The organism is Streptomyces smyrnaeus (assembly GCF_017676345.1).
Classification (GTDB): Bacteria; Actinomycetota; Actinomycetes; order Streptomycetales; family Streptomycetaceae; genus Streptomyces; species Streptomyces smyrnaeus.
Genome location: NZ_JAFFZM010000009.1, coordinates 1 through 24,822 on the forward strand (window position 1 = coordinate 1; position 24,822 = coordinate 24,822).

23 protein-coding genes are annotated in these 24,822 nt (G+C 72.6%); 16 read left to right on the plus strand and 7 right to left on the minus strand.

The genetic code is table 11. The annotated features are described in order from the left end of the window. Positions 1-100 precede the first annotated feature (100 nt). Together JW613_RS16045 and JW613_RS16050 are read left to right on the plus strand one after the other, a co-directional pair. A complete protein-coding gene (locus tag JW613_RS16045; RefSeq protein WP_209211515.1) occupies positions 101-1,405 on the plus strand; it encodes an HAD family hydrolase in 1,305 nt (434 codons plus the stop codon). Between the two features lie 61 nt (positions 1,406-1,466). Then, entirely contained in the window at positions 1,467-2,369 is a 903-nt protein-coding gene (locus tag JW613_RS16050; RefSeq protein WP_245225805.1) for a DUF2510 domain-containing protein, read from the plus strand. Between the two features lie 33 nt (positions 2,370-2,402). Here JW613_RS16050 and JW613_RS16055 read toward each other — a convergent pair whose 3' ends face one another. Further along, positions 2,403-3,617 carry an amino acid deaminase/aldolase gene (locus JW613_RS16055; RefSeq protein WP_209211517.1) on the minus strand — a complete coding sequence of 405 codons (1,215 nt, stop codon included), beginning with the start codon at positions 3,615-3,617 and terminating at the stop codon, positions 2,403-2,405. Positions 3,618-3,885: 268 nt separating this feature from the next. On the opposite strand from JW613_RS16055, the gene JW613_RS35815 reads away from it, so the two are divergent. Both JW613_RS35815 and mycP read left to right on the plus strand, forming a co-directional pair. Continuing rightward, the gene (locus tag JW613_RS35815) at positions 3,886-5,421 is read left to right on the plus strand and encodes a hypothetical protein (RefSeq protein WP_245225787.1); all 1,536 of its coding nucleotides are present in this window, start codon (positions 3,886-3,888) and stop codon (positions 5,419-5,421) included. Continuing rightward, positions 5,418-6,677, plus strand: coding sequence for a type VII secretion-associated serine protease mycosin (gene mycP, locus JW613_RS16065; protein ID WP_209211518.1), 1,260 nt, complete (start codon positions 5,418-5,420; stop codon positions 6,675-6,677). Before JW613_RS35815 ends, mycP begins: the two co-directional genes overlap by 4 nt. On the opposite strand, the gene JW613_RS16070 is transcribed toward mycP, so the two are convergent. Further along, complete coding sequence (locus tag JW613_RS16070; protein ID WP_209211519.1) at positions 6,586-7,434, minus strand: serine hydrolase; 849 nt, start codon at positions 7,432-7,434, stop codon at positions 6,586-6,588. The genes mycP and JW613_RS16070 overlap by 92 nt on opposite strands. A gap of 68 nt (positions 7,435-7,502) precedes the next feature. On the opposite strand from JW613_RS16070, the gene JW613_RS16075 reads away from it, so the two are divergent. Then, entirely contained in the window at positions 7,503-8,249 is a 747-nt protein-coding gene (locus JW613_RS16075; protein ID WP_209211520.1) for an SseB family protein, read from the plus strand. A gap of 103 nt (positions 8,250-8,352) precedes the next feature. Continuing rightward, positions 8,353-9,117, plus strand: a complete 765-nt coding sequence (locus JW613_RS16080; RefSeq protein ID WP_245225789.1) for an MIP family channel protein — start codon at positions 8,353-8,355, stop codon at positions 9,115-9,117. Positions 9,118-9,137: 20 nt separating this feature from the next. Here the strand turns inward: JW613_RS16080 and JW613_RS16085 are convergent, their stop codons facing one another. Further along, positions 9,138-9,512, minus strand: coding sequence for a DUF1844 domain-containing protein (locus JW613_RS16085; RefSeq protein WP_099878849.1), 375 nt, complete (start codon positions 9,510-9,512; stop codon positions 9,138-9,140). Between the two features lie 451 nt (positions 9,513-9,963). Here JW613_RS16085 and infC point away from each other — a divergent pair, with 451 nt between their 5' ends. From infC to JW613_RS16125, 8 genes are all read left to right on the plus strand, one after another. Then, on the plus strand, positions 9,964-10,584 hold the full coding sequence (infC, locus tag JW613_RS16090) for a translation initiation factor IF-3 (RefSeq protein WP_209211742.1): 621 nt from the start codon (positions 9,964-9,966) through the stop codon (positions 10,582-10,584). Positions 10,585-10,686: 102 nt separating this feature from the next. Further along, positions 10,687-10,881: a 50S ribosomal protein L35 gene (gene rpmI, locus JW613_RS16095; protein WP_099878846.1), complete on the plus strand. Its 195-nt coding sequence runs from the start codon at positions 10,687-10,689 to the stop codon at positions 10,879-10,881. 81 nt (positions 10,882-10,962) lie between these two features. After that, positions 10,963-11,346: a 50S ribosomal protein L20 gene (gene rplT, locus JW613_RS16100; RefSeq protein WP_099878845.1), complete on the plus strand. Its 384-nt coding sequence runs from the start codon at positions 10,963-10,965 to the stop codon at positions 11,344-11,346. 155 nt (positions 11,347-11,501) lie between these two features. Beyond that, entirely contained in the window at positions 11,502-12,305 is an 804-nt protein-coding gene (locus JW613_RS16105; protein ID WP_209211521.1) for a TrmH family RNA methyltransferase, read from the plus strand. A gap of 71 nt (positions 12,306-12,376) precedes the next feature. Continuing rightward, positions 12,377-13,432, plus strand: a complete 1,056-nt coding sequence (locus JW613_RS16110; RefSeq protein ID WP_209211522.1) for a sensor histidine kinase — start codon at positions 12,377-12,379, stop codon at positions 13,430-13,432. A 192-nt stretch (positions 13,433-13,624) separates the two neighbouring features. Next, positions 13,625-14,746 carry a phenylalanine--tRNA ligase subunit alpha gene (pheS, locus tag JW613_RS16115; protein ID WP_209211523.1) on the plus strand — a complete coding sequence of 374 codons (1,122 nt, stop codon included), beginning with the start codon at positions 13,625-13,627 and terminating at the stop codon, positions 14,744-14,746. Then, a complete protein-coding gene (gene pheT / locus JW613_RS16120) occupies positions 14,746-17,277 on the plus strand; it encodes a phenylalanine--tRNA ligase subunit beta (protein WP_209211524.1) in 2,532 nt (843 codons plus the stop codon). Before pheS ends, pheT begins: the two co-directional genes overlap by 1 nt. A gap of 120 nt (positions 17,278-17,397) precedes the next feature. Beyond that, complete coding sequence (locus tag JW613_RS16125) at positions 17,398-19,020, plus strand: MFS transporter (protein WP_307865920.1); 1,623 nt, start codon at positions 17,398-17,400, stop codon at positions 19,018-19,020. 65 nt (positions 19,021-19,085) lie between these two features. Here JW613_RS16125 and JW613_RS16130 read toward each other — a convergent pair whose 3' ends face one another. Further along, positions 19,086-19,673 (minus strand): TetR/AcrR family transcriptional regulator, encoded by a 588-nt coding sequence (locus JW613_RS16130; protein ID WP_209211525.1) that lies wholly within the window; start codon positions 19,671-19,673, stop codon positions 19,086-19,088. Positions 19,674-19,743: 70 nt separating this feature from the next. Here JW613_RS16130 and JW613_RS16135 point away from each other — a divergent pair, with 70 nt between their 5' ends. After that, complete coding sequence (locus tag JW613_RS16135) at positions 19,744-20,661, plus strand: NADP-dependent oxidoreductase (RefSeq protein ID WP_209211526.1); 918 nt, start codon at positions 19,744-19,746, stop codon at positions 20,659-20,661. A gap of 157 nt (positions 20,662-20,818) precedes the next feature. Here JW613_RS16135 and JW613_RS16140 read toward each other — a convergent pair whose 3' ends face one another. The 3 genes from JW613_RS16140 to JW613_RS16150 all read right to left on the minus strand — a co-directional run bounded on the left by JW613_RS16140 (position 20,819) and on the right by JW613_RS16150 (position 23,314). Further along, entirely contained in the window at positions 20,819-21,691 is an 873-nt protein-coding gene (locus JW613_RS16140) for a 3-hydroxybutyryl-CoA dehydrogenase (RefSeq protein WP_209211527.1), read from the minus strand. A 324-nt stretch (positions 21,692-22,015) separates the two neighbouring features. Further along, positions 22,016-22,222 (minus strand): DUF1918 domain-containing protein, encoded by a 207-nt coding sequence (locus JW613_RS16145; protein WP_099878831.1) that lies wholly within the window; start codon positions 22,220-22,222, stop codon positions 22,016-22,018. 27 nt (positions 22,223-22,249) lie between these two features. Further along, the gene (locus tag JW613_RS16150) at positions 22,250-23,314 is read right to left on the minus strand and encodes a DMT family transporter (RefSeq protein WP_209211528.1); all 1,065 of its coding nucleotides are present in this window, start codon (positions 23,312-23,314) and stop codon (positions 22,250-22,252) included. Between JW613_RS16150 and JW613_RS16155 the strand changes: the two genes are divergently transcribed. Beyond that, positions 23,313-24,773: an aminotransferase-like domain-containing protein gene (locus JW613_RS16155; RefSeq protein WP_209211529.1), complete on the plus strand. Its 1,461-nt coding sequence runs from the start codon at positions 23,313-23,315 to the stop codon at positions 24,771-24,773. The genes JW613_RS16150 and JW613_RS16155 overlap by 2 nt on opposite strands. Positions 24,774-24,822: the final 49 nt, after the last annotated feature.

The window sequence follows — 24,822 nt, forward strand, 5'->3', positions numbered from 1 at the left end:
CAGGGAGGGGGCCCAAGTGGGCCCCCTCAAGGGATGGTGACGGGGAATTGGATGTAGCGTACACAGAGACACTGTTGATCACCCAGGAGGGGCGCCCAGCATGCGCAGCAGATCCGTCCTGTCGACCCTCACCATGGCCGCGGCCCTCGCCGCGACCCTCACCTCCACCCCCGCCCAGGCGCACGGCGCCCACCACACGGGCGGCACACGCCACTGCCCCCAGCTCTCGAAAAAGCTCAGGTGGCACGGCGACAACCGCGCCAAGCTCCAGCGCACCATCGACGAGCGCGGCACCTGCTCCGCGAAGTGGCGCGGTGGCGGGCACGGGCACCGTCCGGTCGCCGCGTTCGACTGGGACAACACCATCGTCAAGAACGACGCGACCGATGCCACCATCGCCTGGGCCCTCCGGCACGACAAGATCCTCCGCCCTCAGGACTGGGCGGACACCAGCAAGTGGCTGACTCCGGCCGCCGACCGGGCCCTCACCGAGGCGTGCGGCACCGACGTTCCGGTCGGGAAGCCCCTCCCCACGTCGAGCAACGCCGCGTGCGCCGACGAGATCCTCCAGGTCCGGGGCGAGGCCGAGACGATGAGCGGCCGGCAGGCGTTCGCCGGCGGGTGGAACCACCGCCGTACCGTTCCCCAGTACGCCTGGGTCCCGCAGCTGTTCGCGGGGCACACGGTCGCCGAGCTCCGCTCCTACGCGCGGGCCGCGCGGGACGAGGCGCTGGCGGCGCCCATCGGCAGTGAGCAGCGGGTCGGCACCCACACCGTGCCCGCCTACAGCCGCTACTACGCGCAGCAGAAGGATCTGCTCCGTACGCTCAGGAGGGCCGGGTTCGAGGTCTACATCGTCTCGGCGGGCTCCGAGCCGGTGGCGGAGGAGTGGGCCAGCGGGGTCGGTATCGACCGCAAGCACACCCTCGCGATCCGCAGCGTCGTCGAGCACGGCAGGATCACCACTTGGACCGAGGGCTGCGGAGACATGCCCCGCAGCAAGGGCGGGATGATCCCCTACATCGACGGCAAGCGCTGCGTCATCAACCAGGAGATCTTCGGTATCGAGGGCGCCCGCGCCTGGCGGAAGCAGGACCGGGGGCACCGCATCGCCATCGGCGGCGGTGACGCCGACACCGATGTCACCTTCGTCGGGGACGCGACGGGCACCCATCTCGTACTCAACCGCAACAAGCCGGAGATCATGTGCCGGGGGTACGACGACGCCGACGGGCGTTGGGCGGTGAATCCGATGTTCATCGAACCGCTGCCGCGCAAGGAGACGCCGTATCCGTGCGCCACCGAGGGCCGCACCAACCCTGACGGCTCCCTCGGGCCGGTTCGCAGGAGCGACGGTTCGATCGTCCCCGACCAGAAGGACACCGCCTTCGGCGAGGAGGCGTGAGGCGGGTCTTCGGGCCGCCCTCCGTCGTCGTACGTATGTGCCATAGGGTGCGACCGTGAGCATGACGACCCCGCCCGGCTGGTATCCCGATCCCGGGCAGACGCCCCAACTCCCGCCGCAGGAGCGCTGGTGGGACGGCAGCACCTGGACCAGTCACACCCGGCCCGGCACCGGGGTTGCCGCCCCGCTGCCGGGCCGGGGCGGTGGCGCGGCGGGGCGCGGTCCGCTCGTCGCGGGCATCGTGGGCTCGATCGTGCTGGCCGCCGCGCTGGCGGTGGGCGGGGTGCTGCTGCTGGGCGGCAGCGACGGCTCGGACGACAAGGAGCCCGAGGCGGCCTCTTCCTCCTCGTCGAAGCCCTCCGAGAGCCCGGAAGCGGAGAAACCCGGGCCGGATGACGACAAGCCGGCGCCGCACATCTCCCCGGGAGAAGTGGTGTCCATCCCCCGCTTCGGCGTCGGGATGACCGTCCCCCAGGGGTGGGAGCTCAAGAACCCCGACTCGTCCTTCCTCAGCTACCGGGGCAGCTACCCGTGCCCCAAGCCGCAGTCCACGCCCTGCGTGCGCGGTGGCGCCGCGCTGCACCGCTTCCCCGGCGTGTGGGGGAAGGACTCGCTCAAGCAGATCGCCGAGGCTGAGGTGGCCAAGAACGCCAAGGAGTCGTACGGGAAGAAGGCGTACGGCGGTATCACCTCGCACAAGGTCACCGAGTCGGGTGAGGTCACAGTCGCCGGACGGCCCGGGTACCGCATCCGCTGGCGGGTGGAGAACAAGCTCGAACCGGACGCCGACGTGGAGGCGGTCGTCTTCCGCTCCCCGCACGACCGCCAGGACATCCTGGTCATGTGGAGCAGCGTCGACGTCTCCGACGGCGGGCCGTCCGCCGCCGATCTGGACGAGCTGCGCAAGGGGCTCGTCAAGACCGAGCTCGGCCGGCAGGACGACGGCAACACCGAGGCGGTCTGACCGGCGCCGGTGGCAGCGCCGGCACCGGTCCGGTCACAGGAAGGTCATGCCCTCGCCCCGGTAGGTGGGCACCGACGCCGTCACCCGGTCGCCCTCCACCAGGTGCAGCGTGTCGAACCGCTCGCACAGCTCACCCGCCTTCGCGTGCCGGAACCAGACCTTGTCCCCGATGAGCAGGTCGTCGGCGGGCCGGCCCAGCAGCGGGGTCTGCACCTCGCCGGGTCCCTCCTGCGGGGCGTAGCGGAGCCCGGTGGGCAGCCAAGGCTCGGGCAACCGGTCGGGGCCGGCGGCACCGGAGGCCGGATAGCCGCCGCCCAGCACCGTGACCACACCCACGCCGGGCCTGCGCACCACCGGCATGGCGAACAGCGCGGCGGGCCGGCCGGTGAACGAGGTGTAGTTGTCGAACAGCCGGGGGACATACAGCCCCGAGCCGGCCGCGATCTCCGTCACCGCCTCCTCGGCCGCGGTGTGCTGGACACTTCCCGTACCGCCGCCGTTGACGAACTCCAGGTCCGGCGCCACCGCGCGGACGGCCCGCACCGCTGCGGCGCGCCGCCCCGCCAGTTCGCGCCGGGCCGCCGACTGCATCAGTCGGATGCCGCGTGAGAGCACAGGCGCACCGGCCACGGCGTCCCCCACCCCCGCCACATGGCCCTCGTACGCCATGACCCCCACCAGCTGGAAGCCCGGGCGCCGCTGCACGGCACGGGCGAGATCGGCCAGCTCGGCGGGGGAGTGCAGCGGCGAGCGGCGGCTGCCGATGTGGATCCGGCCGCCCAACAGCCGCAGCGAGGTGTCCAGTTCGATGCAGACCCGGATCCGCTCGCCGCCCCCGTCGCGTGCCGCGTCGATCAATGCGAGCTGCGCCGGGTCGTCCACCATCACGGTCACCGCCGCGGCCAGCTTGGGGTCGCCGGCCAGTTCCGCGTACCCGGCGCGATCGGCCGACGGGTACGCCAGCAGCACGTCCGTGATGCCCGATCTGGCCAGCCACAGCGACTCGGCGAGGGTGTAGCTCATCACCCCGCTGAAACCGTCCTTGGCCAGCACCCGCTCCAACAGCGCGCGGCAGCGCACCGACTTGCTGGCCACCCGTACCGGCTTGCCCCCGGCGCGCCGCAGCAGGTCGTCGGCGTTGGCGTCGAACGCCGCCAGGTCCACCAGCGCGAGCGGCGCGTCCAGCTGGGCGGTCGCACGGTCGTACCGGGCGCGGACGGTGGCGGGATCGGCAGTCGAATCGAACACCCTGGCAGCTTGCCATGGGCGCCGGGCGCCGCACAGCCCCGGAACGCCGGACACGTTCCGCGACCGTTCCCGCCGGGGCGCGTTCGCCCACCTCGCCGGGTCCGTCACCCCTTTTGGCCGGGTTGCCGTCCCTCCCGGTTCGCACCGTAGAGTGACGCCGCACGCCGTGACGGGACGGCACGCGGCGAACAGTTCACTGTGGCCACGACGAACACCCCTGCTCAGCCAGGCGTTCGTGCGGGGCGGTATGGCGCGAAGGGGGGCGCACATGGGCACTGACGCCGACCGTGCCGCTGTCCCCGAGCGCCCCGCCACCCCGCCCCGGCCCGAGGCGCCGCCGCCGCTCGCCACGTCCATCCCCGCGCCACCGGCAGCACCACCCCGCCCCGCTGTCCCTCCGCGTCCCAGCGTCCCCCCACGTCCCGTCTCCCCACCACCGTCCACCGACGGACCGGCGAGCGCCGCTGCCGACGGCGCCGCCGGCCAGGTCGACATGGACGAGGAGACGGGGCGCGCGCAGGAGGCGGAGCCGACCCCGGAAGACGAGTCCAGCCCACAGATGCCACATTCCAGGGAGAGGGAAGAGGCAGCGGCGGAGCGCTCCGAGCGCGCGTCCGTCCCTGCCCCCCGCGACCCCGCGCACGCCCTCCGTCCCCCCGCTCCCGCACAACTTCCGCAACCCGCGCCCCCCACCGGCGAACCCCTCACCGGCCCCCGCGTCCCGGGCCTGCGCAACGGGCGCCCGCAGAACGGCCGCCCGTACGACGAGCCGGAAGCCCCCGAGGCCAAGGGAACCAGCGGAGCGCCGCCCGGGCCCCGTACCCCGGGCCGCGCTGCCGACCCCTCCCCGGGGGCCGGCACCGCACCGGCCGCGCCCGTACCGCCGCCGGCCCCCACGATGCCGCCGCCACCGCCGCGCGTGTCCGCCCGGTTCGGCCCGGCCTCGGCCGCCGGTTCCCGTGGGCATGCCCCGCCCACCGTCCGGTCGCTCCTCGCCGCCGTCTGCCTCGTCCTGGGCGTCGGCCTGCTGGGCGGCGCCGGCGCCGGGGTGCTGCTGTCCGGAGACGTCGACCAACGGCCCGCGGTGGCGGCCGGATTCGACGGCGCCCGCGCGGCCTGGCACGAGATCCCCGTCGACGAACTCTTCCCCCGCACCCTCAAGGGCGAGGGCGCCGGGCCCGGCGGCGCCGACCGGCGCTGGACCCGGGTCGCGGTGGCGCCCGACAGCAGTTGTGCGCACGCCTTCGACCCGATGCTGGCCAAAGCGCTGGCCCCGGTGGGCTGCGGCCGACTGGTGCGGGCCACCTACGTCGATGAGACCTCCACCAGCGTCATCACCGTCGGGCTGATGTTCACCAAGGCCGACCCGGCCGCCATGCGCGATCTGCGGGAGCGGTTCGCCTCCCAGAACCTCGCCGACCGCGCCGATCTGATGCCGCGTCCGTACGCCGCGCGCGGTACGGTCGCCGCCGAGTTCGGCGACGCGCAGCGGGCGAGCTGGACCGTCCGGGTGCTGCGGGACGTGCCCGTGGTCGTCTACTCCGTCTCCGGCTTCGCCGACGGCCGGGTGGTCACCGACCCCCAGCCGGCGAACGACGCCACCCGCAAGGGCGAGACCTCGGCCGCCGCCCAGGCCGGACTCGGCCATGACGCCCAGGGCGTCGCCGACCGCATCGAGCGCCGGCTGCGCGAGGCCACCACCGAGCGGGAGTCCGGCTCGGGCGGCGGCGCGCACAAGGCGCCCAAGGCGGACGAGGCGGACAAGGGCAAGGACGGCGAGGCGGAAGGCGACGAGAACCGATGAAGCGCGTACTGCGCCCACTGCGCATCCGGCGCACCCTGGCCGCTCTCGTGTGTGCCCTGCTCGCCCTCGCACCCGTCACCGCCGGTACGGCACATGCGCAGGGCGAGGGGCTGCAGCGGCAGGAGTGGGCGCTCAAAGCCCTGCACGCCAAGGAGGCGTGGAAGACCACCAAGGGCCGGGGCGTCACCGTCGCCGTGCTGGACACCGGCGTCGACGGCAGCCACCCCGACCTGCGCAAGAACGTCCTCGACGGCAAGGACATGGTCGGTATCGGCGCCGAGAAGGGCGACCGCCACTGGGCCCGGCACGGCACCGCCATGGCCGGGATCATCGCCGGGCACGGCCATGGCAAGGACGGCAAGGACGGGGTGCTCGGCATCGCGCCCGAGGCCCGCATCCTGCCGGTGCGGGTACTGCTGGAGGAGAAGGACCCGCAGCGTGGCAAGGCCCGCGACCAGCGCAAGACCGCCCTCGCCGACGGTATCCGCTGGGCCGCCGACCACGGCGCCGATGTCATCAACCTCTCCCTGGGCGACGACAGCGACGCCGCGCACCCCGACGCCCGCGAGGACGCCGCGGTCCGCTACGCGCTGCGCAAGGGGGCCGTCGTCGTGGCCTCGGCGGGCAACGGCGGTGAGGACGGCGACCACGTCTCCTACCCCGCCGCCTATCCGGGCGTCATCGCGGTGGCCGCCGTCGACCGCAACGGCGCGCGGGCGGCCTTCTCCACCCGGCGCTGGTACGCGACCGTGGCGGCACCCGGCAAGGACATCCTGATCGCCGACCCCGACCGCAGCTACTACCAGGGCTGGGGCACCAGCGCCGCCGCGGCCTTCACCTCGGGCGCCGTCGCGCTGGTCCGCGCCGCCCACCCGGATCTGAGCCCCACCCAGATCAAGAAGCTGATCTCGGACACCGCCGGCCACACCCCGGAGGGCGGGCGCAGCGACGCGGTCGGCACCGGGGTGGTGGATCCGGCGGCGGCCATCGAGATGGGCTCCCACATCGAGCCGCGCAAGCAGCAGCCTGCCGTGGGCGAGTACGGCAAGGAGTACTTCGGGTCGGGGCGCCCGGGCGACGAGGGCGGCCCCGGCTGGTTCGCGATCCTGGCAGCCGTGCTGGGTGCCGTACTGATCGGGGTGGCCCTCGCCGTCCACCGCGGTTTCACCCCGCGGCTCCCGCCCCGGCTGCGGATCCGCCCCCTCCGGCCGGGCGGCGGCCCGGGAGGGGGTCCGGCACCACCCGGTGGTCCATGAGCGCGTGTACCGCCGCGCGGGCGGCCTCCTCCACCGCGGCGATGCCCGCCTCGGCCGTGGCGTGCCCGTCCGAGAGCACGGCCAGCAGCCAGGGGTGGCCCGCGGCGGTCACCCGGCCCACACTGTTGATCACCCACAGACCGGTCGCCGTGCGGGGGAGCCAGCCGTTCTTCACCTCGTGAGGCGGCGGCTGTGACGCCTCGTGCGGCGTCCTGGGCGCCGCCGGACGCCCGTCCCCGGCCGCCGTCACGCCCCAGCGCTGGCAGTCGACGACACCGCGCATCAGCTCGCGCACCCATTGCCGCGCCCCCGGCGCCAGCACCCGCGGCCCGGGGCCGCGCCCGTGCACGGCCCGCAGCAGCGCCAGCTGGTCGGCGGCCGTCGTCGTACTCAGGCCCCAGCGCCCGTCCTCGGCGGGCCGGGTGCCGACCAGCCCCAGCAGTCGGCCCGTGGCCGCGACACCCTCCGCGCCCCCGGCGGCCCGCCACAGCGCGTTCGCCGCGTCGTTGTCGCTGTGCTGGATCATGGCGGCGGCCCGCGTCCTCTCCTGCGCGGTCACCTCCCGTGCCGGGCCGCCGAGGCTGCCCTGCGCCCGCAGCAGCAGCGCCACGAGGATGTGCACCTTCATCACACTGGCCGCCACGAACGACCCGGCCTCGCCGTGCACCAGGGCCGCCGCGGGCTCGCCCGCCAGCGGCTGCGCGGCCACGGCCAGCCGCGCCGACGGCCCGTTGCCGACATCGCTGCGCGCGTTCATCCCACCGACGCTATCGGCGCCCGCCCTCCGGCGCCTCAGCGGCCTCGGCCACCCGATACGCTCGGTGCGTGGCGCTCAAGAACATCCCTCAGTCGGCCTTCTCCAGCGACGACGGCACCGCCGATGCCGAACTCGCCGACGCGCTCGCGGCCTGGCGGGCCGACCGCCGGGCACCGGGGGCCGAGGCCCGCGTGCTGTCGGCACTGCGCGGGGCCCGGCTGCTCGTTCCCGTCGTCGCCGTCCTGACCGAGGCCGAGACGGGGGAGGACGGGCTGCGCCGCGACAAGACCAGCGAGATGGCCGTCCCCACGCTCAACGCGCCCGGCGGTCGCCGGGCCCTGCCCGCCTTCACCTCCACCGAGGCGCTGGTCCGCTGGCGCCCGGACGCGCGCCCCGTCGCCGTACCGCTGCACCAGGCGCTCCAGGCGGCGGCGCACGAGCAGGCGGACACCCTGCTCCTCGACCTGGCCGGACCGGTGCCCTACGAGGTGACCGGGCCGGCGCTCCACGCGCTCGCCGAGGGCCGCGTCCACACCTCCGCGCTGGCGGACCCCGCCGTCGCCGAGGCGCTACGGGCCGTGCTCGCGGCCGAGCCCGCGGTCGCCGGCGCCCATCTGACGCCCGGCGACGCCTCGGGGGACGGCACTCTCGCCCTCGCGCTCGTGCCGGACGCCGAGGTGCAGGCCGTCGCCCAGCGGGTGGCCGGAGCGCTGGCCGCCGACGAGACACTGCGCGCCCGGCTGGTCCGCGGCCTGGACCTGGCACTTCTCCCCGCGGGCAGCCCGCTGCCCGAGTCGGCCTTCTACCGGGCCTGACCGCTCCCGAGGTGCGAGCCGCCGACGGGCGTCGGACACTCAGGGGGAGTGCGGGGAAAGACCGACCCCCGGCTGCCTCCTACGACCCCCACGGGAGGTCGACATGCAGGTCAAGTCGCTCCAGGCGAGCCCCGAGCAGCTCAAGGACCTGGAAGACAAGCCACAGCCGATCGCCGCGGAGTTCCTGGGCACGCTGCTGCTGGTGTTCTTCGGCGTCGGCGCCGCGGTGCTGGCCGCCGAGTACGTCGGCTCGCTGGGCATCGCGCTCACGTTCGGCTTCGTGATGCTCGCCCTCGCCTACGCGATCGGGCCGATCTCCGGTTCCCATGTGAACCCGGCGGTGACGCTCGGGATGTTCCTGGCCGGACGGCTGGATCTGGACCTGGCGGTGAAGTACTGGATCGCGCAGCTCGTCGGCGGTATCGCGGGTGCCGCGCTGCTGTTCCTGGTGGCCAAGCAGGTTCCGGGCCTGGAGACGAGCGGCAGCTTCGGCAGCAACGGCTTCGGTGACCGCTCGGCGGTGCACATCAACACCGGTGGAGCCTTCGTCGCCGAGCTGATCCTGACCTTCCTGTTCGTCTACACGGTGCTCGCGGTGACCCACAAGGTGGCGGTCGTCGGCTTCGACGGGCTGCCCATCGGTATCGCGCTGGCCGTCGTCCACCTGGTCGGCATCCCGCTGACCGGTACCTCGGTCAACCCGGCCCGGAGCCTGGGCCCGGCCGTCTTCGCCGGTGGCGCGGCGCTCACCCAGCTGTGGCTGTTCATCGTGGCGCCGCTGGTCGGCGCGGCCGTCGCGGCGTATGTGCACATGATCACGCACCCGCAGCCCAACCGGCGGCCCCGGCGCGAGATGAGGGTCAGCTGAGGGGCGCGCTCCCCGGCGGCTCAGCCGTGGACGGGACCGGTGAACTTCTCGCCGGGTCCCTGCCCGGGCTCGTCGGGGACGGTGGACGCCTCGCGGAAGGCGAGCTGCAGCGACTTGAGTCCGTCGCGCAGCGGCGCCGCGTGGTAGGAGCCGATCTCGGTGGCGCTCGCGGTGACCAGGCCGGCCAGGGCGTGGATCAGCTTGCGGGCCTCGTCCAGGTCCTTGTGCTGCTCGCCCTCCTCGGCGAGACCGAGATTGACGGCGGCAGAGCTCATCAGGTGCACCGCCACGGTGGTGATCACCTCGACCGCCGGGACATCCGCGATGTCGCGGGTCAGGCTGTCGAAGTCGGGGTTCTGACCGGAGGGCTGCCCGGCGGCTGCGGCGTCGCTCATGCGGATCACCCTAAGCCCCGCCGCTTCCGTATTGTCGTACGGGCCTTGCCGTGCGGGCCGCCCCGCCCGCCGCCGTACGGCCCGGCGCGGCCCTCCCCGCCGTCCGGCCGCCCCGCGACGGCGCCGCGCGGCGCTTCGTACGCCCTGCTGCTATGCTGGGATATCGACCGGCTGAAGACTGCCCCCGCCGCCATCGCCAGAGAGCGACAGGGACGGGCTCCAGCCCGCAAGTGGAGGCTCCGATCTCCCACCTGGTGGCCCTGCGGGCCGCGGGTCAACGGTCAGGCTGCGCCCCGCGGAGTTCCGCGGCGGTGCTCCCGGTCTGTGAGGAGCCCCGCCTGTGACCCGTCCGGGGCGTTTTTCGCGCTCGCGAGCGGTGGTCACTCATTGATGACGTAACTCATGCGCGGCCGTCCGCCAGACGCTCGCGCGGTGTACCCGAGGAGGCCCCATCAGCGCCGAGCCCCGCATCAACGACCGCATTCGCGTCCCCGAGGTGCGACTCGTCGGTCCCAGCGGCGAGCAGGTCGGCATCGTGCCGCTTGCCAAGGCCCTGGAGCTCGCCCAGGAATACGACCTCGATCTGGTCGAGGTCGCGGCGAACGCACGTCCGCCGGTGTGCAAGCTCATGGACTACGGCAAGTTCAAGTACGAGTCGGCCATGAAGGCCCGTGAAGCGCGCAAGAACCAGGCGCACACGGTCATCAAGGAGATGAAGCTCCGGCCGAAGATCGACCCGCACGACTACGACACCAAGAAGGGTCACGTCGTCCGGTTCCTCAAGCAGGGCGACAAGGTCAAGATCACGATCATGTTCCGCGGTCGTGAGCAGTCCCGTCCCGAGCTGGGCTTCCGACTGCTGCAGCGGCTCGCGGACGACGTGTCGGACCTGGGCTTCGTGGAGTCCAACCCGAAGCAGGACGGCCGCAACATGATCATGGTTCTCGGTCCGCACAAGAAGAAGACCGAGGCGATGGCCGAGGCCCGTGAGGCGCAGGCCGCCCGCAAGGCGGAGCGCCAGCAGGGGTCCGCTCCCGCTGAGGAGTCCGCCGAGGAGCCTGCCGAGGCGTGAGCCCTCCCGGGGCACCCGCCCCTGGAACCTGTACGAACAACTGGCGCTTCCGCCTGCCTGGATGACAGCGGAGGCGTCACCGACGAGGAGTGAAACGGCGACATGCCGAAGAACAAGACTCACAGTGGCACCCGCAAGCGCGTCAAGCTCACCGGCTCCGGCAAGGTGATGCGCCAGCGCGCCGGTCGCCGCCACTACCTCGAGCACAAGCCGTCCACGCTGACGCGCCGCCTTGCCGGTAAGACCGAAGCGGCCCCGGCCGACGCCAAGAAGCTCAAGAAGCTTCTCGGCAAGTAAGTCCCCGCACGACCGGGACCCCATCGACCTGGGCCGGAGCAGTGAAGTCCCCTCCCGGCCCCGCCAACAAGGAGTAATCACGTGGCACGCGTCAAGCGGGCAGTAAACGCTCAGAAGAAGCGCCGGGCGATCCTGGAGCAGGCCAGCGGCTACCGCGGCCAGCGTTCCCGCCTGTACCGCAAGGCGAAGGAGCAGGTCACCCACTCCTACGTCTACAACTACAACGACCGCAAGCGCCGCAAGGGCGACTTCCGGCAGCTGTGGATCCAGCGGATCAACGCCGCGGCCCGCGCGAACGGCATCACCTACAACCGCTTCATCCAGGGTCTGAAGGCCGCCTCCATCGAGGTCGACCGCAAGATGCTGGCCGAGCTGGCGGTCAACGACGCCGCCGCCTTCACCGCGCTGGTCGAGGTCGCGCAGAAGGCGCTGCCCAGCGATGTGAACGCCCCGAAGGCCGCCTGAGCGCTGCCGCTTCGCCGTTGACCGAGCGTCGTGGCTGACGCCGTCGGCCCTGTCGCCGGACTCTCGCCGTCGTGGTTTCTCTCCCCCATGCTCCGCACGGGGGTGCCCCCACGGCGGCGAGAAATTTTTTTCCGAAAGTGAGCAACTGACTTGTCATGTCACCCGAGTTGACCTCTGTGCGGTCTCCCCGCGTCAGCACAGCGCGCAAGCTCGCCAAACGGAGTTTCCGGGGCAAGGAGCGGCGGTTCCTCGCCGAGGGGCCGCAGGCCGTGCGGGAGGCGGTGGAGCACCTGGTCGAGGTCTATGTGACGCCGGAGGCCGCCGCGCGGCACACGGAGTTGCTGGACGCGGTCCGTACGGCGGGGGTTCCCGTGCTCACGGCCTCTGACGAGGTGATCGGGGAGATGGCCGACACGGTCACGCCGCAGGGCATCGTGGGGCTGTGCCGCTTCCTGGACCGGCCGTTCGAACAGATCGTGGCGGCGCGGCCCCGGCTGGTCGCCGTCCTCGCGCACGTACGCGACCCCGGCAACGCCGGCACCGTGCTGCGCTGCGCCGATGCCGCCGGAGCCGACGCCGTGGTGCTGACCGACGCCTCCGTGGACCTCTACAACCCCAAGGCCGTGCGCGCCTCGGCCGGTTCGCTCTTCCATCTGCCGGTCGCCGTCGATGTGCCCGTCCAGGAGGCGGCGCGCGGGCTCGCCGGGGCCGGGGTGCGGGTGCTGGCGGCCGACGGCGCCGGGGAGCGGGACCTGGACGAGGAACTGGACGCCGGTGCGATGGCCGGACCCACCGCCTGGGTGTTCGGCAACGAGGCGTGGGGGCTGCCGGAGGAGACCCGGGCCCTGGCGGACTCCGTCGTACGGGTGCCCATCCACGGTCGTGCCGAGAGCCTCAACCTGGCGACCGCCGCAGCCGTCTGCCTCTATGCCTCGGCCCGCGCCCAGCGGGCACACTGAGGGTGCCAAGCGGTCACCCACAGCTAGTAGGGTGCCGGGGAGCGAGGGCGCCGGAGGAGGAGCGGAACGGGATGGACGTGCGGCCCGACGACCTGCCCGACGGGCTCGTGATCGCCGATGGAGCGGGACGCGTCGTCTGCTTCAACGCCGCGGCCGTCCGGATCACCGGGCGGGCGCGCGAGGAGGCGCTGGGCAGCCCGCTGCACACCGCGCTCCCGCTGGAGGACCTGGACGGGCGCCGCTGGTGGCAGCTCACCGACCCGTACAACGGCCCGGCCATCCGCAACGGGCAGCCCGAGCGGAACCTGCTGCTGCCCGGCGGCCACGAGGTGCTGGTCGCCGCGCGCTATGTAAGGCAGCGCCCGCGAGGGCCCGTCGAGCGCGTCGTGGTCACGCTGCGGGGCACCGAGGCCAGACGGCGCACCGAGCGCAGCCACGCGGAGCTGATCGCCACCGTCGCCCACGAACTGCGCTCGCCGCTCACCTCCGTCAAGGGATTCACGGCCACGCTGCTGGCCAAGTGGGAGCGGTTCACCGACGACCAGAAGCGGCTGATGCTGGAGACCGTCAACGCGGACGCCAACCGCGTCACCCGGCTCATCGCCGAGCTGCTGGACATCTCCCGGATCGACTCGGGACGGCTGGAGGTGCGCCGCCAGCGGCTGGACATGGCGGCGGTGGTGCAGCGCCATGTGGATGCCCACGTGGCGGCGGGCCGGCCGGCCTCCCGGTTCAAGACCGAGATCGCCGACGAGCTGCCCGATCTGTGGGCGGACCCCGACAAGGTCGACCAGGTGCTGGCCAATCTGCTGGAAAACGCGGTGCGGCACGGCGAGGGAACTGTCACCATCGAGGTCCAGCCCACCTCGTCCCCCCGCGAGCCGGGCGGCACCGGCACTGCCGTCACGGTCAGCGACGAGGGCCCAGGTATCCCGGAGGAGTCCATGAGCCGCGTGTTCACCCGCTTCTGGCGTGGCAGCAGGCGCGGCGGCACGGGCCTGGGGCTCTACATCGTCAAGGGCATCGTGGAAGCGCACGGCGGCGCCATCACCGTCGAGAGGGCGCCGGCGGGCGGTGCCCGGTTCCGATTTATCCTGCCCGTGGGCGCCCCGGCCTTTCTGGCCTGACCCGCAGGGTCACGCGGCGCACCCGGGCCGACCCGGCAGACCAGCAGCCAAGGCCCCTGGCCTCCGCGTATCCGCCACCAGGCGGCCCCCTTTAGACTCGGGCCCCGGCACGCAGTCAGCAGACAAGGGCGGGACGCAGCCAGGGGGCACCTCCCAGCGACAGCTGGGGGACAATCGGAAACACGGGAAGAGATGTCGGCACCCAACAAGTCGTACGACCCTGTCGAGGTCGAGGCACTGAAACCGGAAGCGATCGACCGGGCCAGGGACGAGGCGCTCGCCGCCGTCGCCGCCGCCGGGGATCTGGAGGCGCTGCGCGAGGTCAAGGCAGCACACGCGGGCGACCGTGCCCCGTTGGCGCTGGCCAACCGCGAGATCGGCGCACTGCCCCCGCATGCGAAAGCGGAGGCGGGCAGGCGCGTCGGTCAGGCCAGGGGGGCGGTCAACAAGGCCCTCAAGGCCCGACAGGAGGAGCTGGAGCGCGAGCGCGACGAGCGCGTGCTGGTCGAGGAGGCCGTGGATGTCACGCTGCCCTACGACCGCCGCCCGGCAGGCGCCCGGCACCCGCTGACCACGCTCTCCGAGCGCATCGAGGACGTCTTCGTGGCGATGGGCTACGAGGTCGCCGAGGGCCCCGAGGTCGAGGCCGAGTGGTTCAACTTCGACGCCCTCAACCTCGGCCCCGACCACCCGGCGCGCACCATGCAGGACACCTTCTTCGTGCGGGGCCCGGACGGCGCGGAGGACTCCGGCGTCGTGCTGCGCACCCACACCTCGCCGGTGCAGATCCGCTCGCTGCTGGGGCGCGAGCTGCCCGTCTACGTCATCTGCCCGGGCCGGGTCTACCGCACCGACGAGCTGGACGCCACGCACACTCCCGTCTTCGGCCAGGTCGAGCTGCTGGCCATCGACGAGGGGCTGACCATGGCCGACCTCAAGGGCACCTTGGACCACATGGTCTCGGCGCTCTTCGGCGAGGGCCTCGGCACCCGGCTGCGCCCGTCCTACTTCCCCTTCACCGAGCCGTCCGCCGAGATGGACATGGTCTGCTTCGTGTGCCGGGGCGCGTCCGTCGGCGATCCGGACAACCCCTGCCGTACGTGCAGCAGCGAGGGCTGGATCGAGCTGGGCGGCTGCGGCATGGTCAACCCGCGGGTGCTGACCGCCTGCGGTGTCGATCCGGAGAAGTACAGCGGATTCGCCTTCGGGTTCGGCATCGAGCGGATGCTGATGTTCCGCCACAACGTCGAGGACATGCGAGACATGGTCGAGGGTGATGTGCGCTTCACCCGGCCGTTCGGGATGGAGATCTGATGCGGGCGCCGCTTTCGTGGCTCCGGGAGTACGTCGACCTGCCGGCTTCCGAGACCGGCCGGGACGTCGCGGCCAGGCTGATCGCGGCCGGTCTCGAGGTCGAGACGGTCGAGCAGACCGGTGCCGGGCTCAAGGGCCCGCTGGTGGTCGGCCAGGTCCTCGCCATCGAGGAGCTGACGGAATTCAAGAAGCCGATCCGCTACTGCCAGGTGGACGTCGGCCGGGGCGCCGACGACCCGCAGAACCTCATCTGCGGTGCCACCAACTTCGCCGTCGGCGACAAGGTCGTCGTCGTCCTGCCGGGCGCCGTGCTGCCCGGCGGATTCGAGATCAGCGCCCGCAAGACCTACGGCCGCGTCTCCGAGGGCATGATCTGCTCCGAGCGCGAGCTGGGCATGGGCGAGGACCACAACGGGATCATGGTGCTGCCGCCCGAGCACGAGGTCGGCACCGACGCGATCGAGCTGCTGGAGCTGGTCGACGAGGTCCTGGACATCGCGGTGACGCCCGACCGCGGCTACTGCCTGTCGATGCGGGGCCTCGCCCGCGAGACGGCCACCGCCTACGGGGTGCCGCTGCGTGACCCGGCGCTGCTGGACGTGCCCGCTCCCAACGCGCACGGCTACCCGGTGAAGGTCACCGACCCGCTGGGCTGCGACCGGTTCACCGCGCGCACCGTCAGCGGGCTGCGGCCCGAGGCGCAGTCGCCGATCTGGCTCAAGCGCAGGCTGCAAAAGGCCGGGATGCGCCCGGTCTCGCTGCCCGTCGACATCACCAACTACGTGATGCTGGAGCTGGGCCAGCCGCTGCACGCCTACGACAGGTCCCGTATCGAGGGGCCCATCGGGGTGCGGCGCGCCGAGAGCGGCGAGAAGCTGGTCACGCTCGACGGCACCAAGCGCGTCCTGGACGCCGGGGACCTGGTCATCACCGACGACCGCGGGCCGATCGGCCTGGCCGGAGTGATGGGCGGCGCCAACACCGAGATCGCCGATGCCTCGGCCGAGGCCGCCGACGGCCCGGTGAGCGGCACGACGGACGTGGTGATCGAGGCCGCGCACTTCGACTCGGTCTCCGTCGCCCGCACCGCGCGCCGGCACAAGCTCTCCTCCGAGGCGTCGCGCCGCTTCGAGCGGGGCGTCGACCCGGAGGCGGCGGCAGCGGCCGCGCAGCGCACCGTCGATCTGCTGGTGCTGCTCGCCGGCGGCACCGCCGAACCGGGCGTCACCGAGATCACCACGCCGTCGGGGTCCCGGACGCTCCGGATCCCGGCCGACCACCCGGACCGGGTCGCGGGCGTCTCCTACGGGCGCGAGACGGTCGTCCGCCGCCTCCAGCAGGTCGGCTGCGACGTCTACGGGGATGCCGGGCAGGACGAGCAGCTGACGGTCACCGTGCCGTCCTGGCGGCCCGATCTGACCGACCCCAACGACCTGGCCGAGGAGGTCATCCGGCTGGAGGGCTACGAGAACCTGCCCTCCACCCTGCCCAGGCCGCTGCCCGGGCGCGGGCTGACCGAGCGGCAGCGGCTGCACCGCCGCGTCGGCCGTGCGCTGGCGGGCGCCGGCTATGTCGAGGCGCCGTCCTACCCGTTCGTGGGCGAGGCCGCCTTCGACGCGCTGGGCCTGGAGGCGGGTGACCCGCGCCGTCGTACGGTGCAGCTCGTCAACCCGCTCTCGGACGAGGAGCCGGGGCTGCGTACCACCCTGCTGCCCGGGCTGCTGGCCACGCTGCGCCGCAACGACGGACGCGGCAGCCACGACCTGGCGCTGTTCGAGACCGGCCTGGTCTTCCTGCCGACCGGCTCCGAGACCGCGGCCGAGCGGCTGCCCGTCGCCCAGCGGCCCACGGACGAGCAGTTGGCCGGGCTGGACGCGGCGCTGCCCGAACAGCCCCGGCATGTGGCGGCGGTCCTGGCGGGCGCCCGTGAGCGGGCCGGCTGGTGGGGCAAGGGCCGCCCCGCCGACTGGGCCGACGCCATCGAGGCAGCCCGCACCGTGGCCGCCGAGGCGGGTGTGGAGCTGACCGTGGAGAGCGCGAGCTTCGCGCCCTGGCACCCCGGGCGGTGCGCGGCGCTCCACGTCCGGCTGGAGGGCAGCCGGGTACTGGTCGGACACGCCGGCGAGCTGCACCCGCGGGTGCTCAAGGCGCTGGGGCTGCCGGAGCGCAGCTGCGCGATGGAGCTCGACCTCGACCTGGTCGAGCGGGCCGCCACCGGTCAGGTGCAGGGCCCGCACGTGTCCACGTTCCCGGTGGCCACCCAGGATGTGGCTCTCGTCGTGGACGCGTCGGTCCCGGCTGCCGAGGTGGAGAGCGCGCTGCGGGCGGGCGCGGGCGAGCTGCTGGAGTCGCTGCGGCTGTTCGACGTCTTCACCGGTGAGCAGCTGGGCGCGGGCCGCAAGTCGCTGGCCTACGCGCTGCGTTTCCGGGCCCCGGACCGCACGCTCAAGGCCGAGGAGGCGTCCGCCGCACGTGACGCGGCCGTCGCCGAGGCCGTCGAGCGAACGGGCGCGGTGCTGCGGGGCGCCTGAGCGAGGCTCGCCCCGACGTTCGAGGGGACATCCGTCACTGGCGGATGTCCCCTCATCTTTTCGGGTGAGAAGCCCGGACGATCTTCTGACGGACGGTCGGCTGCGGTTACGGGTGACGGCGTGGCAGCAGCGAACTCATCATCCCGTCCGGCGGACTCACCGCTCCGCAGCCTGATCCCTGCACGTATCGACCGGATGCCCTGGTCCGGCTTCCACACGAAAATGATCGCGGCGCTGGGCTGTGCGTGGATCCTGGACGGCCTGGAGATCACGGTCGCCAGCTCGGTCACCTCGGTCCTCACCCGCTCGGAGACACTGGGGCTCTCCTCCAGCGAGGCGGGACTGATCGCGACCGTCTATCTGATCGGCCAGGTGACGGGTGCGCTCTTCTTCGGGCGGATGGCCGACCGCTTCGGGCGCCGGAAGCTCTTCCTGCTCACGTTCGGCGTCTATCTGTTCGGCAGCGGGCTGACCGCGCTCACCTACGGCCAGGGGCCGGGCTGGGACGCCTATCTGTATCTGACCCGCTTCATCGCGGGAACCGGGATCGGCGGTGAGTACGCGGCGATCAACTCCGCGATCCAGGAGATGATGCCCGCCCGCTTCCGGGGGCGGGTCGACCTGCTGGTCAACGGCACCTACTGGGCGGGTGCCATGGTCGGCACCGTCGCCGAGCTGATGATCCTCAGCACCTTCGACGAGTCGGTCGCCTGGCGGATCGGCTTTCTGCTGGGCCCGGTGCTGGGCTTCTCGGTGCTGTTCGTCCGCCGCCATCTGCCGGAGAGTCCCCGCTGGCTGATCATGAACGGCCGGGAGGCCGAGGCCGAGGCCGCCATCGCCCGGATCGAGTCCGCCGTACGCGGACACGGCAAGAAGCTGCCGCCGGTCGACGAGAAGGACGCCATCGAGATCACCGAGTCGGAGCACGCCACCTACGTCACGCTGCTGCGGGTGCTCTTCAAGGAGTACCCGAAGAGGGCGGTGCTCGCCTCGACGCTGATGATCACGCAGTCCTTCCTGTACAACGCGATCTTCTTCACCTACACCCTGGTGCTGACGAAATTCTATGGCGTCTCCGACAAGGACGCGCCCATGTACCTGCTGGCGTTCGCCGCGGGCAACCTCGCCGGCCCCATCATCCTGGGGCCGCTCTTCGACATCGTGGGCCGCCGCTGGCTGATCGCGGGGACCTATCTGTTCTCCGGATGCGCGCTGGCGGTCACCGCGACGCTGTTCGTCACCGACGTACTGACCGCGACCACCCAGACGATCGCCTGGTGCGTCATCTTCTTCTTCGCCTCGGCCGGTGCCTCCTCCGGCTACCTGACCGCGGGGGAGATCTTCCCGCTGGAGGTCCGGGGCAAGGCCATCGCGCTCTTCTTCGCCATCGGCCAGTGCGCCGGAGCCACCGGACCGTACTTCTACGGCTGGCTGATCGGCGACGGTACCGAGCGCGGCAGGCTCTACATCGGCTTCCTGATGGGCGCCGTCATCATGGTCGTCGGCGGGCTGGCGGAGACGTTCCTCGGGGTGGACGCCGAACGCAAGTCCCTGGAGTCGGTCGCCAAGCCGCTCTCGGTGGTGCGGACCTCGGTCGGCGCGGCCCGGCGCCGTACGGTCAAGAAGCTCAAGAAGCCGGGAGACGATCTGATCCAGCCCGGTGGTGACGGGGCGGTCGGGAAATCGGGAGACGATCCGGACCAGCCCGGCGACGAGCCACGCGCCGACACCCCCGCGGTCTGAGGCGGTGGCGCCCCCGCCCTACCGGCCGCTGTCCTACCGGCCGCCGTTCTGCCCGGAGGACCGGTTCACGTATGTCGTGAAGGTTGGCCGACCTCCCAGGCCGCCTCGATCATCCGGAAGATCTCGTCCACCGCAGCCTCGGGATCGGCCGCCTCCCGCGCCAGTGAATAGGCGTCGATCACGAATCTGGCGATGGTCCGGCAGGCCGTCGTGGTCCGGGAGAGACCGGGATCGGCGGCGATGGCCGTCGCCAGCGACTCGGCGTGGCGCAGCCTCATCGACTCCTCGTACTTCCGCAGGGCGGGCGATTCGTCGATCATGCGCCGGATCGGGGCGGCCCCGTCCGCCGTGCAGTGCCGTACCAGGGCCAGGATCTCGCGGCGCAGTGCCGGGATGAGCGGCTCGTGCGGCGCCCGGCCGGTGACCGCCTGGGTGAGGCGCTGCTCGAAGTCCTCGTCCTGCTCGAACACCAGAGCCTCTTTCGAGGCGAAGTGGGAGAAGAGCGTGGTGACGGCCACGTCGGCCTCGGCGGCCACGTCCCGGATGCCCACCGCGTCGTACCCGCGTTCCGAGAAGAGCTCCATGGCGGTGTCGGCGATCTTCTGGCGGGTCGCGGCCTTCTTGCGCTCACGGCGTCCGGACGGCACGTTCATGCCCTGACGCTACCAAATGCAAAAGTGGAACCGTTTTTTAAAGCTAACCGTTAGTGCTACGGTCGGCCGCATGAAGAAAGTGAGCTTCGCCGAGTTCGGCGGTCCGGACGTGCTGCAACTCGTGGACGCCGATGAGCCCCACGCCGGTCCCGGTCGGATACGCATCGCCGTACGGGCGGCGGGTGTGAACCCCGTCGACTGGAGAATCCGTGAAGGCCAGTTCCAGAAGGACCGCCGTACGGCACACGATCCGATCGAGTTGCCCGCCGGTGTGGGGCTCGACGCCGCCGGGGTGGTGGACGAGGTCGGCGAGGGAGTCGAAGGGGTCGAGATCGGCGACCATGTGTTCGGCGAAGGCTCGAGCACCTATGCCGAGTTCGCCGTGCTGTCGGCCTGGGCGCGGATGCCCGAGGGCCTGACGTTCCAGGAGGCGGCCGGGTACCCCTCCGTGGTGGAGACCGCGCTGCGCATCCTCCGCGAGGTCGGTGTGCGGTCCGGGCAGACGCTGCTGGTCAGCGGTGCGTCCGGGGGAGTCGGGTCGGCGGTGCTGCAGATCGCCCGTGCCCGCGGCATCACGGTGATCGGCACGGCCGGGGCCGCGAACCAGGACTATCTGCGGGGCCTGGGGGCCCTCGCCACGACATACGGCGAGGGGTGGGTCGAGCGGGTGCGGCGGCTCGGCCAGGTGGACGCGGCTCTCGATCTGGCCGGCTCGGGCGTGATCCGCGAACTCGTCGAGCTGACCGGGGATCCGCTGAAGGTGGTCTCCATCGCCGATCTCGATGCGCCCAGGCTCGGTGTGCGATTCTCCGGCGTGGCCGGGAGCGTGCCGGCAGCGCTCGCCGAGGCCGCCGACCTCATCTCGCGGGGGAAGCTGCACATCCCGGTCGAGAAGTCTTACTCGCTCGCCGAGGCCGCGGCGGCGCACACCGACAGCCAGGCCGGTCACACCCGCGGGCGCCGGGTCATGGTCGTACGAGGCGGATGAGTTCGGAAGTCATCGACCGCACCTGATCCTCCCTGAGAACTCCGCAGGCCCCTTCGGACTTCGAGGGCCGCTTCCCGCTTCCTGAGCTCCGGGCAGCGGCCCTCGTCACGCGGTTGCACGGCGATGACCTGACGGACCGAGCGGAGTTGTCCGCTGCTCAGGAGTAGGCGTAGAAGCCGGCGCCCGCCTTGCGGCCCAGCCGGCCGGCGTCGACCATGCGCTGCAGAAGCGGGGGAGCGGCGTAGAGCGGTTCCTTGAACTCGGCGTACATCGAGTCGGCGACCGAGGCGACGGTGTCGAGGCCGATGAGGTCGGTCAGCTTGAGGGGACCCATGGGGTGGGCGCAGCCGAGTTCCATGCCGTTGTCGATGTCCTCGCGGCTGGCGATGCCCGATTCGAACATCCGGATGGCGGAGAGCAGGTACGGGATCAGCAGCGCGTTGACGACGAAGCCGGAGCGGTCCTGCGCGCGGATGGTGTGCTTGCCCAGCACCTGGCCCACCACGGTCTCGGCGCGCTTGACGGTCTCCTCCCCGGTGGTCAGCGCCGGGATGAGCTCGACGAGCTGCTGCACCGGTGCCGGGTTGAAGAAGTGGATGCCGATGACCTGGTCGGGGCGCGAGGTCGCGACGGCGAGCTTCACCAGCGGGATCGAGGAGGTGTTCGAGGCCAGGATGGCGTCGGAGCGGGTCACCACCTGGTCCAGTACCTGGAAGATCTCCGTCTTGACCTGCTCGTTCTCGATCACGGCCTCGACGACCAGGTCCCGGTCGGCGAAGTCGCCCAGGTCGGTGGTGAAGGACAGTCGTTCCAGCGCGTCGTCGCACTCCTGTCGGCTGATCTTGCCGCGGTCCGCGGCCTTGCCGAGCGAGTTGACCAGCCGGGTGCGGCCGAGCTCCAGTGCCTCACCGGTGGTCTCCGCGACCATCACCTCCAGGCCGGACCGCGCGCACACCTCCGCGATCCCCGCACCCATCTGGCCACAGCCCACCACTCCGACGCGTTCCACGCCGGCTACAGACTCCGTCACCTCGTGCCTTTCGCTGAATTTCACGGTCCGTGGCGAACCCGTCCCGGATGTCTGAGGGCGCCGGGACGCGCCGCCTCGCCGCCCGACGTTACCTGTGCGGGAACGACAGGGGGCGGGCGGGGGCGAAAGGTCCTTTATGTGCGGAAGGCGGGCTCGCTGCCGCGCGGAGCACCAGAACGGCGCCCGCACCGTGTGCGGGCGCCGCAGCGGAAGGGGCCACGGAGGTCACGGGGCCGAGGGGCCGATGGCGGTCGAAGGGCCGGGCCGGAAGGGAGCGGGTCCCGTGCCGGCCCGGTCCCCAAGGCCGGCGCTTCGCCGGGAGGCTCAGCCCTTCTCGCCCTGCTTCTCCGGGCGTCCCCGGACGACGGAATCGGGGCCGGGGGAGACCACGGCCTCGTGGCCGTCGTCGTAGCGCACTCGGTACGGGGGCTCGCCCCTGGTGCCCATCACCTCGACGATCTCCGCCGTACGGTCGTGCTGCCCCACGGTCCTTCCGTGCATCAGCAGTTGGTCGCCTGTGTTCGCTCGCATGACACATGCCCTCCTGTTCGGCGGTGGTCAGGCGCGGCTGCGCTGTACGACCACGATGCACACCAGCACGGCGAGCGCCGCCGCCGGCGCGGCGGGAGACAGCCGCTCACCGAGTAGGAGCACCGCCCACACCAGCGTAAGCAGCGGCTGCGCAAGTTGCACCTGGCTGGTTCGGGCCACTCCGGCCAGCCCCATGGCGCGGTACCAGAACAGCAGCCCCACGAACTGGGAGCACACCGCGCTCCACACCAGGCCCGGCACCGAGTGCGCGGTCAGCGTGACCGGCTCGTACGCCAGAGCGAGAGCGGCGCCGACCGCGGACACCGGGAGACAGCCCACCAGCGCCCACCCGATCACCTCCAGCGCGGGCAGCTCCCGCGCCAGCCTGCCGCCCTCCGCGTACCCGGCGGCGCAGATCAGCAGCGCCCCGCACAGATAGAGGTCACCGATGCCGGGGGCGCCGCCGCTCTGGTACAGCGCGAACGCGACCACCACGGCGGCGCCCGCGAGCGCCGCCACCCAGAACAGCGGAGCGGGCCGGGACCCGGTGCGCAGCGACGAGTAGAGGGCCGTCGTCAGCGGGAGCAGGCCCACGACCACCGCGGCGTGCGAGGTGGTGGAGGTCTGCAGGGCGAGTGTGGTCAGCAGCGGGAACCCGATCACGACCCCGGAGGCGGCGAGCGCGAGCCCGACCCAGTGTTGCCGAGCCGGAGCCGGTATCCGCCGCACCGCGAGCACGGCACCGGCGACGAGCCCCGCGAGAACGCCGCGCAGCGCTGTCGACGTCCATGGACCGAACCCCTCCAGTGCCCAGCTGGTCGCGGGAAACGTCAGCGAGAAGAGCACGACCCCGAGGACGGCGAACACGACACCGGTGCGCGCGGCCGGGGCGGTGGGCGCGGCCGGGCGCCGTTCCGTGGCGGATCCGACGGTGGCGGACGGTGGCGGGTGGGCTGCCGACCGGGGCGGAGCGCTGGGGGAGGGGGCCGGTGCCGGGCCGGTGGCCGGGCTCCTGAGTGCGGTCCCTGCGGGCCCTCCCGTGGCCGGGTCCGCTATCTCCGCGTGGCGAGTAGCGCTATCGTGTTCTCTCATGGCAGAGCGTAGCAGTGTTGCCGAACTGGCCGCTTGGCTGCGGGGGGAGCTGGATCGCTACTCTCCGGGAGCGAAGCTCCCTTCCAGTCGGGCCCTGGTCGAACGGTTCCGGGCCAGCCCGGTCACCGTGTCCCGGGCGCTGGCCGTGCTGGCGGCCGAGGGGCTGGTGGTCACCCGTCCCGGAGCCGGCGCCTTCCGCGCCGAGCCGCGGCAGCCGCACAGCGAGCTCCACGGGCGGGGCGACACCTCCTGGCAGGAGGTGGCCCTGAGCGCCGACGCCTCCCCCGACCAGGTGCCCCGCAGCGTCGACGCGAGCGGGGTGACGACGACACTCGACGCACCGCCGCCCGGCGTACTCGAACTGGGCGGCGGCTATCTGCCGTCCGGCCTCCAGCCGGAGAAGGCCCTCGCCGCCGCACTCGCCCGGGCCGGACGCCGCCCGGGAGCGTGGCGACGGCCGCCCCTCGAAGGCGTGGAGGAGCTGCGCGGCTGGTTCGCCCGGGAGATCGGCGGACCGGCGGGTCCGGTCTCCGCCGGGGACGTGCTGGTCACCGCGGGCGGACAGGCGGCGCTGACCACCGCGCTGCGGGCGCTCGCGCCCCCGGGCGCCGCCGTGCTCGTGGAATCCCCCACCTACCCCGGCATGCTCGCCGCCGCACGCGCCTCGGGGCTGCGCCCCGTCCCGGTGCCGGTCGACACCCGGGGAGTGCGGCCCGAACTGCTGGCGGACGCCTTCCGGGCCAGCGGCGCCCGGGTCTTCGTCTGCCAGCCGCTGTTCCAGAACCCGACCGGCGCCGTGCTCGCACCCGACCGCCGCCGCGAGGTGCTGCGGGTGGCGAGGCAGGCGGGAGCCTTCGTGATCGAGGACGACTTCGCCCGGCACCTCGCGCACGAGGACGCCGGGCCGCTCCCGGCCACGCTGCGCGCCGAGGACCCGGACGGCGTGGTCGTCCACGTCTGCTCGCTGACCAAGGTCACCTCGCCGAACCTGCGGGTCGGCGCACTGGCCGCACGCGGACCCGTACTGGAGCGGCTGCGCGCCATCCAGATCGTCGACAGCTTCTTCGTGCCCCGGCCGCTCCAGGAAGCGGCGCTCGAACTCGTGGGCGCCCCGGCCTGGCCCCGTCATCTGCGGACCGTCGCCGCCGAGCTGCGTACCCGCCGCGAACTGATGCTCACCGCGCTCGCCGCCGAACTGCCCGCACTGGAGCTCGCCCACGCCCCGCGCGGCGGCCACCACCTGTGGCTGCGGCTCCCCGACGGGACGGACGAACACGCGCTGAGCGCGGCCGCACTGCGCGCCGGAGTCGCGGTCGCGCCCGGCCGCCCCTACTTCGCCGCCGAGCCCCCGGCCCCCTATCTGCGGCTCGCGTTCGCGCCCGCTGCGGCCGAGGGCGACATCGTGGAGGGGGTGCGCCGCCTCCGTGCGGCCTGCGCCGAGGTGCTGCCGGAGAGCTGACACGCGCGCCGACGCCCGTCGAGCGGGCGCGTACGGTCAACTCCCGGAA

Bases quoted from the DNA above. Each gene is read 5' to 3' on its own strand.
- mycP (WP_209211518.1), top strand. From the start codon at position 5,418: ATGAAGCGCGTACTGCGCCCACTGCGCATCCGGCGCACCCTGGCCGCT.
- JW613_RS16085 (WP_099878849.1), bottom strand. From the start codon at position 9,512: ATGAGCGACGCCGCAGCCGCCGGGCAGCCCTCCGGTCAGAACCCCGAC.
- JW613_RS16155 (WP_209211529.1), top strand. From the start codon at position 23,313: ATGGCAGAGCGTAGCAGTGTTGCCGAACTGGCCGCTTGGCTGCGGGGG.
- rpmI (WP_099878846.1), top strand. From the start codon at position 10,687: ATGCCGAAGAACAAGACTCACAGTGGCACCCGCAAGCGCGTCAAGCTC.
- JW613_RS16105 (WP_209211521.1), top strand. From the start codon at position 11,502: ATGTCACCCGAGTTGACCTCTGTGCGGTCTCCCCGCGTCAGCACAGCG.
- JW613_RS16145 (WP_099878831.1), bottom strand. From the start codon at position 22,222: ATGCGAGCGAACACAGGCGACCAACTGCTGATGCACGGAAGGACCGTG.
- pheS (WP_209211523.1), top strand. From the start codon at position 13,625: ATGTCGGCACCCAACAAGTCGTACGACCCTGTCGAGGTCGAGGCACTG.
- JW613_RS16135 (WP_209211526.1), top strand. From the start codon at position 19,744: ATGAAGAAAGTGAGCTTCGCCGAGTTCGGCGGTCCGGACGTGCTGCAA.
- JW613_RS16045 (WP_209211515.1), top strand. From the start codon at position 101: ATGCGCAGCAGATCCGTCCTGTCGACCCTCACCATGGCCGCGGCCCTC.
- JW613_RS16070 (WP_209211519.1), bottom strand. From the start codon at position 7,434: ATGAACGCGCGCAGCGATGTCGGCAACGGGCCGTCGGCGCGGCTGGCC.
- JW613_RS16130 (WP_209211525.1), bottom strand. From the start codon at position 19,673: ATGAACGTGCCGTCCGGACGCCGTGAGCGCAAGAAGGCCGCGACCCGC.
- JW613_RS35815 (WP_245225787.1), top strand. From the start codon at position 3,886: ATGGGCACTGACGCCGACCGTGCCGCTGTCCCCGAGCGCCCCGCCACC.
- JW613_RS16150 (WP_209211528.1), bottom strand. From the start codon at position 23,314: ATGAGAGAACACGATAGCGCTACTCGCCACGCGGAGATAGCGGACCCG.
- pheT (WP_209211524.1), top strand. From the start codon at position 14,746: ATGCGGGCGCCGCTTTCGTGGCTCCGGGAGTACGTCGACCTGCCGGCT.
- JW613_RS16110 (WP_209211522.1), top strand. From the start codon at position 12,377: ATGGACGTGCGGCCCGACGACCTGCCCGACGGGCTCGTGATCGCCGAT.
- JW613_RS16080 (WP_245225789.1), top strand. From the start codon at position 8,353: ATGCAGGTCAAGTCGCTCCAGGCGAGCCCCGAGCAGCTCAAGGACCTG.
- JW613_RS16050 (WP_245225805.1), top strand. From the start codon at position 1,467: ATGACGACCCCGCCCGGCTGGTATCCCGATCCCGGGCAGACGCCCCAA.